At 49.7% G+C, this 17,946-nt stretch carries 4 protein-coding genes; 1 reads left to right on the forward strand and 3 read right to left on the reverse strand.

The annotated features are described in order from the left end of the window. Window positions 1–500 precede the first annotated feature (500 nt). Window positions 501–12,914 carry a proprotein convertase P-domain-containing protein gene (locus tag JJD41_RS10115; protein ID WP_234488576.1) on the reverse strand — a complete coding sequence of 4,138 codons (12,414 nt, stop codon included), beginning with the start codon at window positions 12,912–12,914 and terminating at the stop codon, window positions 501–503. A gap of 698 nt (window positions 12,915–13,612) precedes the next feature. Here JJD41_RS10115 and JJD41_RS10120 point away from each other — a divergent pair. Then, entirely contained in the window at window positions 13,613–14,695 is a 1,083-nt protein-coding gene (locus tag JJD41_RS10120; protein WP_200665804.1) for a tetratricopeptide repeat protein, read from the forward strand. A gap of 60 nt (window positions 14,696–14,755) precedes the next feature. On the opposite strand, the gene JJD41_RS10125 is transcribed toward JJD41_RS10120, so the two are convergent. Beyond that, window positions 14,756–16,249, reverse strand: a complete 1,494-nt coding sequence (locus JJD41_RS10125) for a glycosyltransferase family 2 protein (RefSeq protein ID WP_200665805.1) — start codon at window positions 16,247–16,249, stop codon at window positions 14,756–14,758. A 200-nt stretch (window positions 16,250–16,449) separates the two neighbouring features. Continuing rightward, window positions 16,450–17,946 carry a carotenoid oxygenase family protein gene (locus tag JJD41_RS10130; RefSeq protein WP_200665806.1) on the reverse strand — a complete coding sequence of 499 codons (1,497 nt, stop codon included), beginning with the start codon at window positions 17,944–17,946 and terminating at the stop codon, window positions 16,450–16,452.

Below are 17,946 nucleotides of genomic sequence, written 5' to 3' on the forward strand. Positions count from 1 at the left end.
AATAGTCAAAGATGCGATCTCAACCATATTACATTTAAAAAATTCTACCGATTTTTTTTGCTGATTTTTTTAAAGTTTTTGAGAAGTTTTGCAATCTCGATCGAAATATAGAGTTTCTCTTTAATTAGATACAAAGATCGGGATATTTTTGGCTAACTTAGGAATAAATATTCAATTTATCTAATAGTCTTAACTGCTTATTTTTGAGAACAACAACCAGTCTATATATCTCTCTTCTATCATTGTCGGAGATGGCGATCGCCCGATCCTCGATCGAGAGAGACCGAGGCGGCTCTGACGCGATGTGTGAGTTCCTATGAGGAAAATCCGTGGCGATCGCCGACCCGATAAGAGTCTTTAAATTAAGTCAAAACAAGGGTTTTCCTAGAGTGACAGAAGAGGGATAATTATCCTGCTTTACTGTCCGATTTAGGTTAAACCACCGTGATTAGTTTGACCCCTTTTGAAGGGAAAAAATGCTCGAACAGTTCCTTTTTACTCTAAGCCGAACCTTCAGAAAGGATCTGACCTAGAATTGACCAACTGTTGAGAATTCCATGTTTTTGTTTGCGGTTATCCCGGATTTCTAGAGTCCACAAGCCTTCTACACTCAGATCTTCCAATACACTCAGATGGGTTTCGGGTCGGAAGGTGCGAATATTGGGATGATTCACTGCTGAAATTGGAAGTTCGGCGTCATCATCTAAGACAAACTCGTTAAGTTGTTGACCGCCAAAATTACTCAACAGTTGTACTCGTAATCCTTGAGGATGTTCGAGGAAAACTTCAAGATCTTGAGGACGATCGTGGTCGATATCGAGTTGCACGTTCAGGTCTAAAATCGTGCCACGATCGCCGATAGCCAAGGTCGATCGCAACATCTCCAGATCGGGAATACTCAGATTACGATCGCCACTGGTATAGGTTTGTTGGACGATCGTGGGTTCTGTCGATTCTTGTAGGTCTTGCGGTTGTTGTAAGGGGGAATTTGAGGGTGGATTGACGATCTCGGTTTCGGTTGTCTCGATTGGCGATTGCTCAACTGACAATTCGGATTCGGAAGCTGGTTCATCTTTAACGGCTATTTCATCCGTTGGGGCGATCGCCTCTTGAGATAGCCCGATATTTTCTACGTCAATCGGATCTAAGTCAATCGGATCTAAGTCAATCGGATCTAAGTCAATCGGATTTAACTCAATCGGTTCTGGATAACTCGTTTCTATTGCATTGTTTTCCCGAACTGAGTTATCTGCAACTGAGTGATGTTCAACGGGGGTAAGTTCAGTAACGATCGCCTCAGCCGGATGGGGGATTTCTGTATTGTTAGTATTCGTCTCTTGTACGGGATCGGTACTTGACTCCTCAGCTCCTAATTTTGGCGCTTCATCTTCACGGTCTTGACTGATTGAAACCGATGAAGTTGTAGAAGTTGGCGAACTTGATAACTCCTCAGAAGTTTGTTCGTTGTCTCCAACTAGGGCAGAATTTTCGACGGTTGGAGTCGGTTGGCTGGCGTCAAGGATTGGTTCCGGTGAAGTTGTAGAAGTCTCGGAAGTTAGGGAATCTTCCGCAGTTTCTTCGCTATCTTCAACGGGTATAGAAATCCGAGGGGTGGGAGTGCGATCGCCCCCAGCGCGATCGCCAGAACTGGGGGAGCGATTTTCCCCGGGGGTGGTACGATCCTCGCGCCCGGGGATGGGATCGCTCTCACCCAAAGCGGTCGAACTGACATTCTGCGAGGCATTCGGCGCGATCGCCCCTTCAAATATCGGTGTTGGTGACGGTCGGTTGGTATTGCCACTCGGATTAGACCGACCTGCTTCACGACCTTCCGGACTGCCTTGGGTATCGCGTTGGACTCCCGGGAGATTCCCCGGTTGTGGATCGCGCGGCGCCCCGTGTCGATCGCCCCATTGTGGATCTTTTTGAGTCACCAAACCGAGTTCGCCATCCGGTTCGCTCAATTGTGAATCCGCACCACTGCTTTCGCCGAGATCGAGTAGAAATTCAACGACCTGTGGTGAAATCGATCGCACGATCGTCGGCGACCCAAAGGGACTGAAGGGAACGAAGAAACTGTTAAATTCTCCCGTCCAGTCGAACAGGCGATCGCCACCCGTATTGGCGATTAACACATCCAAACCGCCACCGCCAAAGGCAAAGTCGGCGTCGGCAAATTCCGGGTCGTCGGGGCGATCGTTAGAGCCGCCATTGGTATCGTGATTGTCGTCGGCATTTAAGAGGTCGTCACCGAGCCCGCCGAACAGGCGATCGTTGCGCGTTCCACCGACTAACCAATCGTGACCGTTATCGCCAAAAATATAATCTTTGCCATCGTCGATCTTGTTGCCGTCGGTATCGGTAGCTTCAAACTCGATCGGGAAAGAATCGAGCTTCTGGCGTGGGTTATCGGCGTCGTAGGCGGCGAATTTACGGGTGTCCGGATCGTAACCCAAGGGGTCGAAATCGCTGACCGGATCGGCGGTGTAGAAGGTGGCGAGGGCTTCGGCGCCGGAGATGGCATCGTCACCGGCCCCCCCATGTAGGAAATCATCGCCCAAACCGCCGTAAATTAGGTCATTGTCGCCGAACTCGAAGGCGATCGATCGCGCCTCTTTTTTGAGGCGTCCGCTTTCGTGGACGATCGCCCCGGTAAACGGTCCGGGGAGTGAGATGTTGCGTTGGCGATCGGGGGTATTGAGTCCGTAGAGGGATTCGGTCTCGCCATTGCGACTGGTGAACGAGCGTCCGTCATCGCCGAGAATGCCATCTTCTCCGGTACCGCCATAAATGCGATCGGAGCCGATCCCGCCGATGAGGTCGTCATTTTGACCGTTACCGAATAAGACGTCGTTACCTGTCATGCCGTAAATGGCATCATCGCCATTTTCCCCATAAATGAGGTCGTGGCTGCCGATCGCCTGTAGGGGATCCCTGGGAGTATAATCTAATTCGACCACCGCACGCGGTATAATTTTCGCCTGACGATGGTAGTTATCGTAAGTGAAAGTTAAAAAGGCCGCCGCATATATGCCATCGATGCCGACTAAGCGGAAAATATTAGCGTTATCCCCGGCGATCGCGTCCGCATCGCGGGCGTGACCTCGGCTGGATTCGTCACCGGAATGGTTACGATCGCCGTCGGTGGCGGCCCCGCCAAAGATCGTATCTTCGCCGTCGGGACGTTGTTGAGGTGTATCGTTGCCGAACAGGCTAGAACTACCGCCGATGATATCGTCTTGACCGGAATTGCCGAAAATGAGGTCGCTGCCGCCATTCCCTTCGATGTAGTCGTCGCCGTCGTCTTCCGCGATCGCGAAAGGATCCCTCGGACTGGCGGATTCGTCCATCGAACGATCGCCTCGAACGATATCGTCACCGAGTTGACCGAAGATCGCATCGTCATCGGCTCCCCCGGCGATCGCGTCGTTTCCAAACTGGCGAGATTCGGTATCGATGTGGTGGTCAAATAACTCGATATTGCGTTCGGCGGCATCGGTTGGATTGGCTTGACCTTCCGCCGTGACTTGAGCATTGCCTGCCTCGTCATAGATCGTCTCCCCGGCTAAAACGCGCATTCGCGGGTTGAGACTGTCGGTTCGCCGGACAATATTAGCATTGTCCCCGGCGATCGCGTCGTTCCCAGTTCCGCCGTCGATCGTGTCGTCGCTGTCGTCACCGCCTGCTCGATTATGTCCGCCGATCAGATCGTCATCGCCTTCCTCGCCGAACAGGCGATCGCGTCCTTGTTGTCCGAGGATGATATCGTCGCCGCCGCCCCCGCGAATCACTTCATCGCCGCCGAGATCTTCGATTTGGGTATCGATCGCCGTCAATGTAAAGGGTGGATTCGGCTGATTAAGCGGTAATTGGGTCAAATCGACGATTCCTTCGAGTTGGCCGAAATCGCCAAACACGAGATCGTTCCCTTCCCCGGCGGTCAGCTCGTCACCGAACGTACCGCCAAAGAGGGCGTCATTATCGTGGCCGCCGGAAATCGAATCGCGATCGCCTGCGGTGGGATCGGTGGTAGTAAACCGATTGAGCGTATCGAGATCGCCGTCGAGAGTATAATCCAGTTCGCCATGGTCTCCAGCGATGATATCGGTTCCGGCGGCCCCATCGAGGGAATCTCGTCCGAACCCGCCGATCGCGACATCGGCGCCGCGATCGCCCGCCACGATATCGTTACCGCCGACATCGCTAAAGCGGGTGGCAATCCGTTCGATGGCGCCGTCGTCGTTGCGTTGAATCTCGGCGTGGTCTCCGATGGCAACATCGTCGCCGTCATTTCCCCCGATGCGATCGTCGCGATCGCCGCCGATGAGAACATCGTCCCCTGCATCCCCGGCGAGGCGATCGCTGCCGCCTGTATTCGGGTCGGTTGAGTAAATATCGTTGGCACTCTCGCTACCGTCGTCGCCGACGATCGCGCCGTTATCTCCTAAAATCCGATCGTCGCCCTCGTTCCCGGTCAGTTCGTCATCGCCAGCACCGCCGAGGATCTCGTCTTCACCTTCGTTTCCGGCGATCGTGTCGCGACCTCCCCAGGTGGGATCCAGACTGAAAAGACGGCTGATTTGCCGATCTCGATATTCAATTTTGCCACTATCGCCGACGAGTCGATCGCCGTCCGATCCGGTAGTCGGCAGACGATCTCCGTGACCGCCGACGATCGCATCGTTTCCGAACCCTCCGAAGACGAGATCGTCGCCATTGTTGCCGGCAATCGTATCGTTGCCCCCCACTTGGGGATCGGTGGTTTCGATCGAGTTGAGCTGGCGATCGCGCCATAACACTTGTCCGCCATCGCCGATCAGAATATCGTTTCCTGTCGGCGTGTCGCTGTCCCTGTCTTCTGCAAGGCGATCGCCGACGAGGCGATCGTCTCCCGTTCCGCCAAAGGCGAGGTCGTCTCCCGCATCTGCGGCGATCGTGTCGTCCCCATCACCAGGATCGGGGATGGTCAATGCCAGATCCCGAGTGATGGATTGACCATCCCCGATCCATCCGAGGAGACGATCTCGATCGCCGTCTCCCGCTACGCGATCGTTCTGGGTGTCATTGGGGTTATCGTCCAGATCGGCGACGATCCCGCGATCGCCGAACAGCAAATCGCTTTGCAACCCGCCATCGAGAACGTCGCTACCTACACCGCCGAACAATAGATCGGTTTCCATCCCGCCATCGAGAACGTCGTTATTTTCGTGACCCAAAAGGGTATCGCTTCCATAATTGCCCTCGATCGTATCGTCGCCGAGATGACCGCCAATCCAATCGTTCCCGTCTTCGCCGAACAGGCGATCTCCCCCGCCATTCCCGGAGAGGGTATCGTTGCCCCCACTACGGGGTAAAGGGGCGAGGATCTTGCCGTTGACGCTCAAATCGGAATCCCCCCAAATCTCGTCCGCATCGGCATCCCCGCCGATCGCGTCGGCTCCCGTCCCCCCTGCGATCGTATCGTTACCCGTTTCCCCAAAGAGTTCGTCATCGTCGGCGCCGCCACTGATGCGATCGCCATCGCCGATATCCAGGAGATCGTGGCTGAGGGTTCCATCCAGATCGAGGGTGGCATCGCCCCAGATCCGATCGCGACCTGCCCCACCGTCGAGGTCGTCGAGACTGCCGCCACCCGCTACCGTATCGTCACCGTCCCCCGCCGCGATCGTATCTTTGCCAGCGTCGCCACCGATCGCATCGGCTTCGCTTCCTCCAGAAATGCGATCGTCACCGCCGTTACCCCGGATGAGATCTCGGCCTTTTCCACCGCTTAAGGAATCCTTTCCACTGCCGCCCGACAAGGTATCGTTACCGGATCCGCCGACGATCGTCACCTCGCCGCTACTGTGCTGCCAATCGATCTTATCGTTCCCAAATCCGCCGTCAATTTCGGCGGCGATCGTCGCCTTCTCTTCACCGAAGTGGTTCGCCTTCTCCAAAATGAGGGTATCGTCGCCACTCCCGCCGAAAGCGACGATTTTCGAGATCCCTTGATAGGTTTGAGTGATTCCGAAGGCTTCAACTTGAATCTGATGGCCTGTTTCAGGATTATTGCTTTGTTGAATAACCTTAAAATTTTCGTCGCCATCTTTAGTATTTTGGTGCAGGCGATCGGCTGCATAATCCCCCATATTTAAACGCAAAATACCATCGCCAATAACGCTAGCTAGAACGGGATCGCGAGGAACCTCAATATTGAAATCGAGGAGGGGGAGTGAAGGCCCTATTTGTCCGCTTGTCTTGTTTCCAAACACTTCGACAAACCATTCTAACTTTGCCTCTACCGAACCGCCGATATCGAAGACAGATGTGATTGGATTTTTCAAGCCCCCGCCATTTTGAAATCCTAAATAAATATTATTCAGAAGTTCTTCAATCCTGACTTTTCCATCATTATTCGGATCGTTGAGATTGAAATCGATATTAGCAAAGATTCCTCCCCCAACGCCGCCTTTGGCAACCAGCAGATTAAGGACTCCGGCGGCTACCAAACTTCCCATTACAACTGCTTCTGGAACGTCCGTCCCTTCTCCATTGGCTTCCAGGCGATCTCTAACATAAAATCCTCGGAAAATATCGAGTGGATATTGATAATTCCCTTCGGCAAATCGTTGGGCGCCGTAGCTATCAAAACCGAATCCTAAATCGATCTCAGCCCCAAGCATTCCGGTAATTTCTGCACCGAGTGGCCCAAAAATTGGGAAGAATTGACTGTATTCAAACTCGAATTCGAGTTTCTCCATATCGTAAGTAACAAAATTCGCTTCTTTTCCGAGAAGCAAGCTGAAGACTTCCGAACGATTGGTTAAAATTGGAAACTCTAAATTACCGCCCTCTTCTCCCTGGCTGAGTCCGTTTATAAAGGCGATCGCCTCAGCATTATTCCCTTCGATATTAGAGAAATTGACTGCGCCTAATTTATTTAATTTATCATCGATATCTTTCTCGTTAACCTCATTTGTTTCACTATCTATATATTGTTTAAAATCCCAACTCCCAAAAGAAATTGAGAGCGATTCTAGATTACTTAAGTTATCAATTTTATTCGCTAAATCAACCAAATTTGCCAGATCTTCGATCGCGCCAAACTCTCCTACGCCAAAGGCTTTCCCTAGATCGACCAAGGTAATGTTTTTTGCGGCGATCTGGGAAATAACCGGGAGGGGTTGAGTTAAGACATCAATAATTGGTTCGAGGGGTTCCGTTATTTGTTGAATTTTACCGATGGTCGGTTTTAAGAAATCTGAAATAAACGAGCCGAGATCGAGGCTGACATTCTTTAAAGCCAGAGTTTTTAAATTACCAAAATTATCGGATCCGTTACTATTACCTAAATCCCAGACCAACTCAAAATCGCTCGCGATCTTAGGAAGAACGGCGGTTATTTCTCCGTCTAAGTTGGCTCCACCGATAGCGGCTTGTAATTTGAGGTTGACATCTGCGGTTCCTGTCAAGCTCGAATTAACGTCTAAGCCTTTGAGTTCAAACAGTTCGAGTTTTTCAAGATCGTTGCCACTGCCATCGACGAGATCGATCGCCCATTCAGCATTAAATGAGGTATTGTTCTGGGAATTATCCTCGGCTTGCAGACTGAGGAAACCTAGATTTCCCGTCCCCTTGAAATCCGGAAGACCTGCATCGACGGTGACGACCAATTCTTCACGATTGGGATCGAGAAGAACATAAAATCCTTGCGATCGACTCAAGCCAAATCCAAAATCGAGTTCCCATGCTAAATCGACATTCACCTTACCATCGACGCTTAATCCTAAAGCAGGTAAACCTAAATCGAAGGCAATATCTTCATCGATCGCGATGGTATTGCCGAGAGTCATCTCCCATTCTAGGAATTCAGTAGCATTCGGATCTCCGGAAATCTGAATATCATCGAGATCGATCGCTCCCGAATTATTCCGATCTTGTAATAGATTGAGTCCTCCCTCGGCGAGAATCTCAAATAGGCTCTCTCGAATTAGTTCTGGCTTGGGAGCGATCGCATTTTCGAGGCGATCGCGCAGTCCGTTATAAAAATCGCTGCGGATATCTTCGATAAACGTTGCCGTCTCGGTTAACCCATCTCCAATTAGCGGTAATGTCGAGTTAAAAACTTTGCCTTCTAGCAAGGTTTGTAACCCCGCTAAAAATGAATCAATTCCCTCGATCGCCAGATGGAAATTACTCAACAAACTAAAATCGAGATCGTCGAGCAGACTGGACAGATCGGGAATGTCTAAATCGAAATGGGTCGGATCGGTCGGGTCGGCGAAGAAAGGGGATAAGTCCGCCACTGCAAAACCCAAATCGCCGATAAAATTGGAGTCTGACGGGAAGAATAAAGGTAACGTGGCATCGGCAGCACCCGTGACAGCGATCGTCGCATCGATCTCACTGAGTTCGTCGAACAGAAGCCGACCGTCACCGGGAGTCGGATCGAGCAAGGCGATCGCCACTTCGGCGAAATCGTCGGTAGTCGCGGCATTTCCATCGCCGTCGATCGCCACGACCCCCTCGCTGACCCGCAATCCTAACGATCCTAACGCCGCTACGAAGGTTAAATTCTCCCCTCGCGCCGCAAATTCGGCCCCAAATTCGCTGCGATCGAGATCGAGAAAGGGTAGGGGATTGTCCGGATTGGATAAATCGATGCCGATACTCAATTTTGCCTTGGCGCCACCTTCCAATGACACCCCTGCAGACCCTTGCAGTTCTACGTTGGGAATGTCGGCGATCGTTCCCAAGTCGATTTGCAAGGGTAACGATTCGCTCAATGTTTCCACTAAATTGAGATCGATCCTGAAGATCGAGGTCGCCGCATCGTAGACAAGGCTGACTACATCGCTCCCTGGCGTTAACCCCCAGGCTTCGGTCAAGCGATCGTTGAGTTGCTGAATAATTTCTGCCGGATTTCGATTGAAGTCAGCGACCACTTCAGCAAAGGTTTCAGTAAATCCAAATAAGTCGCCTGCATTGAGTCCGAGTAAGGGTAAATCTTGCTCGAAAGCGTCCAACGATAAGAGTTCGTCCCTTAAGAGAGTCGTGGTGTTTTCTAGAACTTCAACAACTTTGTCAAAATTAACATTTTGGAAGCTGTTTAAGGAGTCCAAACCGCTCAGATCGGGTGCGATCGTGGGCAGTTTATAATCGCTAGAGTTAGTAATCTCGATCGGGATTTCCAGATCGCTAAAATTGAGTCCGGACACTCCCTCTTTAACGTCAACATCTCGTAAGGTAAGGTTCCCCGACCAATCCAGTTCGATTCCTTCTAGAAAGTTTTCAAGATCGACCTCTGGATCCCCAAAAGTAAACTTCGTATTGTCTTCAGAATCGGTCAGGGACAGATTGACTTCAGCCGTAATCTTAGCATCGTCTATCTCATCATCTTTTTCACTACCGTGAATATCGAGACCGATAAAGCCAAGTTGTGCTTCTGCTGCGATCCGATCGGCGGTTAAATTTAAACTCCCTTCAATGCGAGCATCTTCAATAAAGGTTTCTAAAGATGGTTTATTTTTAGTTTGAAAATTCTCTTTAATGCCAAGATCGATCGCCGCTTGATTGGCAGGATAAATGGCGAGTTGCTTGGCTTCGCTAGTGACCGCTAAAATGAGGCGATCGCCGCTCCGTCCGGCAATGATTTTATCGGACAAATCACTATTTTTTAAAGCTGTATTGATATCAGCAATTAAGGCCGCGATCGGATCGTCTGTATCCGCATTAGTCGGATCGGGTTTTACTGTAATTTCGACGGGGGCGTTATTGTCTAAACTTACCCTAAAGATTACATCCTCGGATAAAAACCCATTTTTAGGAAGGCCAATTTTGACCGCTACTTCCGTAAAATCAAAGCCAAAAACTGATTCAGTTTTATCGGAATTAATATTTAAAACGGCTAAGGATGTAATTTTCGGATCGCTCGTTTTAAAAAGAATATGCCCGTCGGAAATAACCGCTTGTATGACAGATCCGAGGGGGACACCTTCGGTCGTTTCAACGTCAGCTAAGGCTAAATTTATATCGTTAACGATTGTAGATAAATTGACGGTCGATTCAGAATCAAAATCTAAATCCTTTGTGATTTTAATATCGACCTTCTCAACCTTCTTTTCTCCATCGTTATTCTTGGTTTCGATCTCCAAACCAAAGCTAATATCATTGGTTATGTTATCGATAGATACAGGATGACTTGCTTTTAGAATTAACTCGCTCTGCCCAGACATCGCCAGTTTGGCCGCCATTTGGCCTTTCTCTAATCCCAAGCTCTTCGCAACTTCATTAACGCTGGAAACCTGTAAGATTATCTCAGATGTCGATAAAAGAAAACCGTTGTCTTCATAAATTTCTTTAACGGTAACGGTATCGATTCCAGCACGATCGATCGCCGCTTGAAGATCGGCAATTAAATCGGTAACACTGGTATTATCCAGGGTTTCATTTTGAGTAACGCTAATCGCAACTTCCTCGTTGTTCGCCAGTTTTAAGCTGAAGTTAGCATCTCCATTTAATTGAGGATTTAAAGGAGATTCACCTTCATTTTCTGATGGAGATTGTTGGTCTTCTGGTGGTAAGGCGATCGCCACGATCCCAATTTCAGTATCTTTTCCACTCAAATCGATTCCCGCCGTCAAATCGAGATTGAAATCTGGGGTTAAATTGGCTTCGCTTTGGCTCTCGAAATTACCTAGATCTCCTAAATCGAGATCGAAGTCCATCGGAACATCGATTTCTTCTAATGATGAATTAACTTGAATATTAAACTTCAATTCTTGCGTTTCAGGATTGAAGTTTGGGTTAATTTCTGCTATATCTAGCCCTAAAATACTGGCGACTTCTTGTGAAAATGTTTGAAAATTTTCAATATTTAATTGATTGTCATCCTTGGTCAGGCGATCGAGCGGTGTTGTTTTTAATGCCTCGGCTAAACCGATCGCGTCGCCGAGGTCAGTATTCTCTGCAAAAGGAAAAGATACATTGAAGGCTTCTGAGGCTTCTACTTTCGAGATTTGCGTTTTAATCCGTTCCAACAAGCTGACGAGATCGCTAGAACTTATCTGAGCAAAGGGTAAAAGATTGCTTTCAAATCCCTCATCGATGGAAATCGGTAGGGTCATGCGTGGATCGTTACTTTCTGGAATAACGATCGCATTGTTTAACAGATCTTCAAACTCGGCATCGATCGCGATCGTCGCACCATCGCTGTCTATAAAGTCTTCAGAAAATCCTGGAAGGGGATTAACTTTAACGGGTAGTTCAATATCTACAGTTCCCGTCGCTGTTAAGGCCGTTAAACTATCGTTATTATTGACTTGAAGTTCGTTTAGGGTAATGCGATTGTCGCTTGTTTCGCTCCGATCTGGATCTACCAAGCTAGCATTGAGATTGACATCTAGTAAAAAGCTGCCATTTTCAACTCGCGTCTCTAAAAAACCAACATTCAAATCGAAGTCCATGTCGCGATCTTCAATCTTGATGCTTCCTTCTAAATCTGCATTTTGGAAAAAGAAATCATCTGGATTTAAGCTAATATTAAGATTTGTTTTCTCTGAATTTTGGGAATCAATTTGGGTTATACTTAATGCCGTTCCGAGAGAAAAATCGATCTTAACTTCTGTATTTAAAGACAGTTCGGGTCGGAGATCGTCTCCGAGGTCGATCCCAAATAAATCGGCATTTTTTCCTAAATCGAGTTGAACGAGATCGCTCAAGCGAGTGTTGAGTGTGAAGTCAAAGAGTAATTCGTAACTGTCGGAATTGTCGGCAGTATCGCTAAGGCGATGTAACTGGATATTAACGTCACTGAAGTTTCCACTGAGTCCAGGATTTTCTTGGCTGTCTAGGTTCCCTTCAATGTCGTCGATGTTTCTGGCAAGTTCGTCTAAGGATAGGTTGTCCGAATTTCCCTTAATAACTGGGATGAGTTGCTTTTCTAATAAGCTGCCGAGTTGTGTGCTTCCCAACAGCCCCGGAACGTTCGAGTCGTCAATAATGCCGGGAATTGATAATAGTTGACCGCCGAGGGTGTCACTGGCGCGATCGAGGTTTTCTAGCAGTTGTTTTACCCCGGTGGCGATCGCATTTTGCATTCCTAGAGAAAGGGTAGGATTATTGAAATACGCCTCCTCCGATGTATCCTCAATCACGATCTTTGCTTCCATGTTGTGCGCTAAGGCGCGATCGCTTTCGGGGATCGAATCGGTTTCTAGAGGTTCCTCGGGGAATCGTCGTTCTCCCACCGCCAGGGAACCATTCATTAAATGACGGGGACGATCGCCATGTTCGAGATCGTCTAAACCGAGAAGGTGACCGAGTTCGTGGCTGATAACGGTCAGTACGTCCATGCGATCGAATGCCTCACTTTGGGGATCGGCGCGCCATCCTTCCCCTACGGGCTGAAATTCGAGATCGTCGAAGGGAGTCGGATCGACAAACCAGCCATAACCCGCCGCCGTGGGATCGATCGCGATCGTGTTTCCTCGTGCTTGTCCGAGGATCGACCCGGGTAAATCTTCAACTTTGAACTCAATGGTATCTGGGTTGAGGGCGCCTGTACGACCCCATTCGGTATTCGACCAGCGCGCGATCGCCGCATCGCCGAGGAGATCGAGTTCTTCTGGCTGGAGGGCGATCGGACGATGCCGAGGATCGTTTCCGGTCAGCAAATCTACGGGGCGATCCCTGGGAACTCGGCGATCGTGAGGTCGAATCCAATCGGGGCGATCGGTGCTGTAACCACTGCTATTAAAGTGAAGTTCTGGAGGAGAGATCGGATCGGGAGTGATGGGGGTAAGGGCGATCGGCTCGCCGAATGTGGGATTTTCGAGCTGACTACTTAACCGTTGCCAAGGAGATCGCGCATCAATCTGCAAGCCTTCCAAATCGACAATCTGCCCGTCTTGTGTCAGATCGAGATCCATCATCCCCGTCATTACATTTCCCCCATTCCAATGAGACTCAGCTTAAGTGAGTTGTCAAGTTTGCGTTTAGCAATTGGCGCCCCGATGGTGATTTGTGATTATAGCCATCATGGGAGCGATCGATTAGGGGAATTGTATTACGAAACGAAACAAACTTATAATTTTTCTTTTCAATTTTTTGAATTACTTTATAATTTTTTTTCAGGGGAGTCAATCTCGATCTTTGTTGCATACTATGCATAGCACTCATCTATTCAAGGCATTTATTTTATATATAGCTCTCCTAAATCGGTTGTGGCAAAACTGCATAGCGATTAGGTTTTTAAAAATTGAAGACTTGACCCGCAGCCAAAAACATGAATAACCCCTTAACTATTTTAAATGAATCACATTTCTCTCTTCGGTCACACTGGGGTGAAATACGCTTAGAAAAAAGCAATGAAGGTCTTGCAGAACTCGATCTGGGGAGATTTGATGAGCTAAAAGTCTACAAATTTTAGGATTCGAGTCGAAAGATCTCTCAACGCTGCTACTTGAGAGGGATTAAACGGCTGCGATCGAAATTTCGATTCCGAAAATGATAAAAGAGGGATAGGGAATCGATAGACTTCAATAAATTTCACAACTCAGATAAGATGGCTAAAATCTAAAATCTAATCTAAAATCTAATCTAAAATCTAAAATCCAAAATCTAAAATCCGATGTTTAAATCACTCAGGAGAATGAAGTTCGATCGCGCCTGCATTGCACTCGCCTGTAGCTTATCTATGACTTTGATGGTACCTGCAGCGATCGCCCAAAGTTTAGAAAGCCTATTTCAAGAAGGAAGTGCGGCATTTAATGCGCGGGATTATGCCAGATCGGAACAAATTTGGCGGTCGGTTCTCGAACGCGATCGCGACAATGCGGCGGCTTACGATTGGTTGGGGTTGTCCCTTTACTATCAAGACCGCGTCGAGGAAGCGATCGCGGCATACCGACAGGCGATCGCCCTCGACCCGCAACAGTCGAGTGCTTATAATAATCTCGGCAATGCCTTTAACGATCGCGGTCAGTTCGAGGAAGCGATCGCCGCATATCGTCAGGGCTTAGAGATTAACCCCAATCAGGGACAAACTCATTACAATCTTGCGGTGGTTTTGAGTGCTACCGGACGCATACCCGAGGCGATCGCCTCCTATCGGCGGGCGATCCAACTCAATCCGACCGACGGCGAAGCCTATTTAAAATTAGCCGGGTTGTTGCGACGCGACGATCGCCCGGACGAGGCGATCGTCGCTTACCGTCAGGCGTTGCAGGTCAATCCGAATCAAGCCCGGGCGTATAACGAGTTAGGGATTGTTTTAGTCCGACAGGGCAATCTAGAAGAGGCGATCGCCGCTTACGAACGGGCCTTGCAAATCGAACCGAATTGGGCCGGAGTCCACAACAATCTTGCAGTAGTCTTGCAACGTCAAGATCGCTGGAACGAGGCGATCGCGGCATACCGACGGGCGATCGAACTCGACCCCAATTTAGGGACGGCGTATAACGGGTTAGGCGTCATTTACCGCCAGCAAGGGCAATTCGACGAGGCGATCGCTCACTTCGAGCGGGCGATCGCCTTGCCGGATAGGGCGGCGATTCCAGCGAATTCGCGGGTGTTAGCGTACAACGGCTTGGGTTTAACCTTGCAAGCACAAGGCAAAATCGCCGAGGCGATCGCCCAGTTTGAACGGGCCGTGGAACTCGATCCGAGTTATACACCCGCCCAATATAATCTCAAACAAATCCGAGGACAGTAAAACGGCGATCGAATAAAGTCCCCCTAAAAAAGGCAGATTTAGGGGGATGCTCCCTCCTCTTTAATAATCGATTAAAACAATTTTCTGCACTAAAGACTTATTCTTTTCTTGCTTATCTTTGAGTAAAGCTTGAACAAATAACTTCCAAGCATTGAGAGAGAACAACGCCGGAAGGGCGATTTTTACCGCTTCGGCGACTTTACCATGCTTGAGCGCCAACCAACTCCAGCGCAACTTAAAATAATCGCGCACCTGCTTAATTTCGCTTAAATCGACATTTTGCTTATTTTTAATTAATGTTTCGATACGATCGATTAAAACTACATTATTTTCCGTGTTGCGATCGCCCGAAGCCTCGATAGCCGCACGATCGCCCGTCTGGGAAAGGTTCTGAGTTTTTCCAAAGAGTTTGCGATTGACCATCGAAACCAAGGCAGGGAATCCCAATTTCACCCCGGCGATCGGATTTCCTTTTTTAAACGCCATTTTGCTAGCTTTCAGGCGTAACTGTTCCCGAATCAGTTCCGGATTGCTGCCGCCAAAGGTTCGCGGGTGAACGGGAGACGCCGAGGAGGAGACTTGGACGGATTTTAAAGTTTTTTCAGTAATTAAATTCAACGAGGAAAAATTGTTAAATCGGCGCGAGAGAATTGTTTCGAGCAGTAATTTCCATCCCCGATATCTAAAAATACTGGGAAAAGCCAATTTGAGCGCCGTCGGCAACTGTTTGCTTTTGAGGGCGACAAACAGCCAGTGAAGTTTTAAATACGCGGTAATATTTTGGAAAGCGGGAACGCGATCGCGGTGTTTTTCACTAATGCGATCGCAGATCTTTTGTTTCATTAAAATATTCGTTTCCAGGCGTTTGTGAATCGTAAATTTTTTATTGTACGCCTCAGCCCAGACCGTGCGAAACGCCAAACATTGATTGATAAAAATCGCATCGCCATGCTCGGCGATTCTAATCCAAGAATCGATATCGTCGCAGTTGGTATCCAAACTCGAATCCCATCCCCCGGTTTCGAGAAAGGCATCGCGGCGAAATGCCACTTGGGCGGGAGTTCCGAACGGCACTAATTCGAGCAGCATTCCATAGTGGATATCCTCTTGGGGAATATAAAACGCGCGACCGGGACCGACTTCGCGGGTTCGGCTCAATTCGCATTCGTTCTCATCCACTTGACTCGCCCGACACGAACAAATTGCCGCCGCCGGATGCAGGGCGATCGCCCGAGTCATTTCTTCGATACAGTTAAACGCGAGATAATCGTCGTCGTCGAGCAGTTTTACCCACTCGCCGCTTGCAACTTCGACCCCCTTGTTCACGGTCAGTGCGTGTCCGCAGTTTTCCTCGTTACGACAGTACACCAGGCGAGGATCCCCCGCCGCCCGTAGGGCTTCGCTCAAACTGCGGACGTACTGTTCGGTTCCGTCGGTGGAGGCGTCATCGACGACCACCACTTCACAACTGAGCGTTTGTGCGAGGGCCGAATCGATCGCCCGTTTGAGTAGGGGAAGCCGATTGTAAGTTGCGATCGCGATCGTGAATTTCATAATCACCTCTACCCGATAACCTTATCCCACCCGAGATCGGCACAGCCGAGGCGATCGTCGGTCGTAACGACCGAGATCGCCCCTGTGGCACCCGTTTTAACCATTGGAAGAAACCCACCAGGGAGGGAGGGTACGACCCATCCCTAAACGGATCCTAGCCGATCGTTCGAGGTTTATAGAAAAATCGATCGCGGCGAACCTCAGACGAAGCATTCCGGCGTGAAACTACCGTGCAGACCGTAGGGAATATGGTGCTTCAAGTGCAAGCGGGCGATCGGACCCGAGGCGATCGCCCGAGCGTCTAAAATGACTAAATCCGACCCGTGACGGGCCGCATCGTACACCAGCAACAACACCCACCCGTCATCCTCGCCGTCTCCTCCCGGACGGGGAACGAACAACGGTTCGCCGCCAAAACCACGGGGCGCCGCACTCCACACCTGGCGATCGCCCGTTTGCGCATCCCATTTCATCACCGCCTGCAACGGTGCATTTCCCGTCTCGCGATCGGCCACGCCGAGATATAAATAACGATAGGGACGCCCGACTCGCGCCGGATGCAACACCGGAAACTCGCAACAACGGCGACTCAACACCTGATGACCCACCGTTTCGCGCCCCTCGTCAATCTCGAAACGCCACAACTGACCTTCCGGGAGGGCGTCGAAATCGACCTCGCGAAAATCCCCGTCCTCCTGGATCGAAGGGAACGACTCGTAACAGACCGAATCGATGTAAATTTTGCCGTTTTCTTCCCAAGCATTGGCGTGGTGGAACACGAAACACGGCTCAGTTTCCACGATCTGCATCGGCGAGGAACCGTCGCGCGGAATTAAAATGACCTTCGTCGGCGCTTTCGGGTTAAAACGGATGCACTGCCCCGCCCCTTTGACTCCCAGGAAATAGGGCAGGGGATGGAAACTCACCGGATTTTGGAAAAAGATGCAATAATTCGGCGTAATCGCCATGTCGTGGAGAAAGGCAAATCCCGGCACCGAGTGTTCGTGATGGCGCCGCAAATTCCCCGCCGGATCGAACTCGTAAATCGCGATCGTCGTTTTCGGCCCCGGTTTGACCGCAAAATTGACCAAACAGGGCGCCCCCTCATCGATCGCGCACGCCGGATCGATACGCGGATGCGCCGCAAACGCTTTCCCAGATTCGAGCAACCCGTCGAGGTCGTCGAGTCCGACCGTTTCTAAACTCTCGGGATCGAGGCGGTGGGGTGGCGCCGCTTCCCACAACGCCAGCAACTTTTCACCCCAATAAATCACGTGGGTATTGGCAATATTTTTAACGCGCAAATCTAGGAAATTTGCCAGCCATCCCCCCGGTTTTTGGGTGCCGAACACCCCCCGATAGAGAATTTTTCCGGCTTCGCGTTCTTCCAGATAACCTTGTGTACGAACGAAGCGATTTTGAAAGTGGGCGCGACCGTCTTTAAACCCGATTTTACAAATCATGCCATCCCCATCAAAAGGATGGTGAATCGGCTGTCCGTGAATGTCGAGCAATCCGGGGCCGTTGCGAAAGAAGGTTCCGCATAAATCCGGGGGAATTTCGCCGTCAATTTCGTCGATCCAATAGCTAAATTCTTCGGGTTGGGACTGATACCCTTGTTTCCAATCTTCGCGACTGTAAGATTTTGAATCTAAATGCTCGACGTTAGGAAATTGTGATTTATCTTGCAGTTGCAT

The organism is Oxynema mangrovii CENA135, from assembly GCF_016632315.1.
Classification (GTDB): Bacteria; Cyanobacteriota; Cyanobacteriia; order Cyanobacteriales; family Laspinemataceae; genus Oxynema; species Oxynema aestuarii.

What these genes read in the sequence shown, in the direction of transcription:
- JJD41_RS10115 (WP_234488576.1), bottom strand. Translation starts at nt 12,914, where the DNA reads ATGATGGATCTCGATCTGACACAAGACGGGCAGATTGTCGATTTGGAA.
- JJD41_RS10120 (WP_200665804.1), top strand. Translation starts at nt 13,613, where the DNA reads ATGTTTAAATCACTCAGGAGAATGAAGTTCGATCGCGCCTGCATTGCA.
- JJD41_RS10125 (WP_200665805.1), bottom strand. Translation starts at nt 16,249, where the DNA reads ATGAAATTCACGATCGCGATCGCAACTTACAATCGGCTTCCCCTACTC.
- JJD41_RS10130 (WP_200665806.1), bottom strand. Translation starts at nt 17,946, where the DNA reads ATGCAACTGCAAGATAAATCACAATTTCCTAACGTCGAGCATTTAGAT.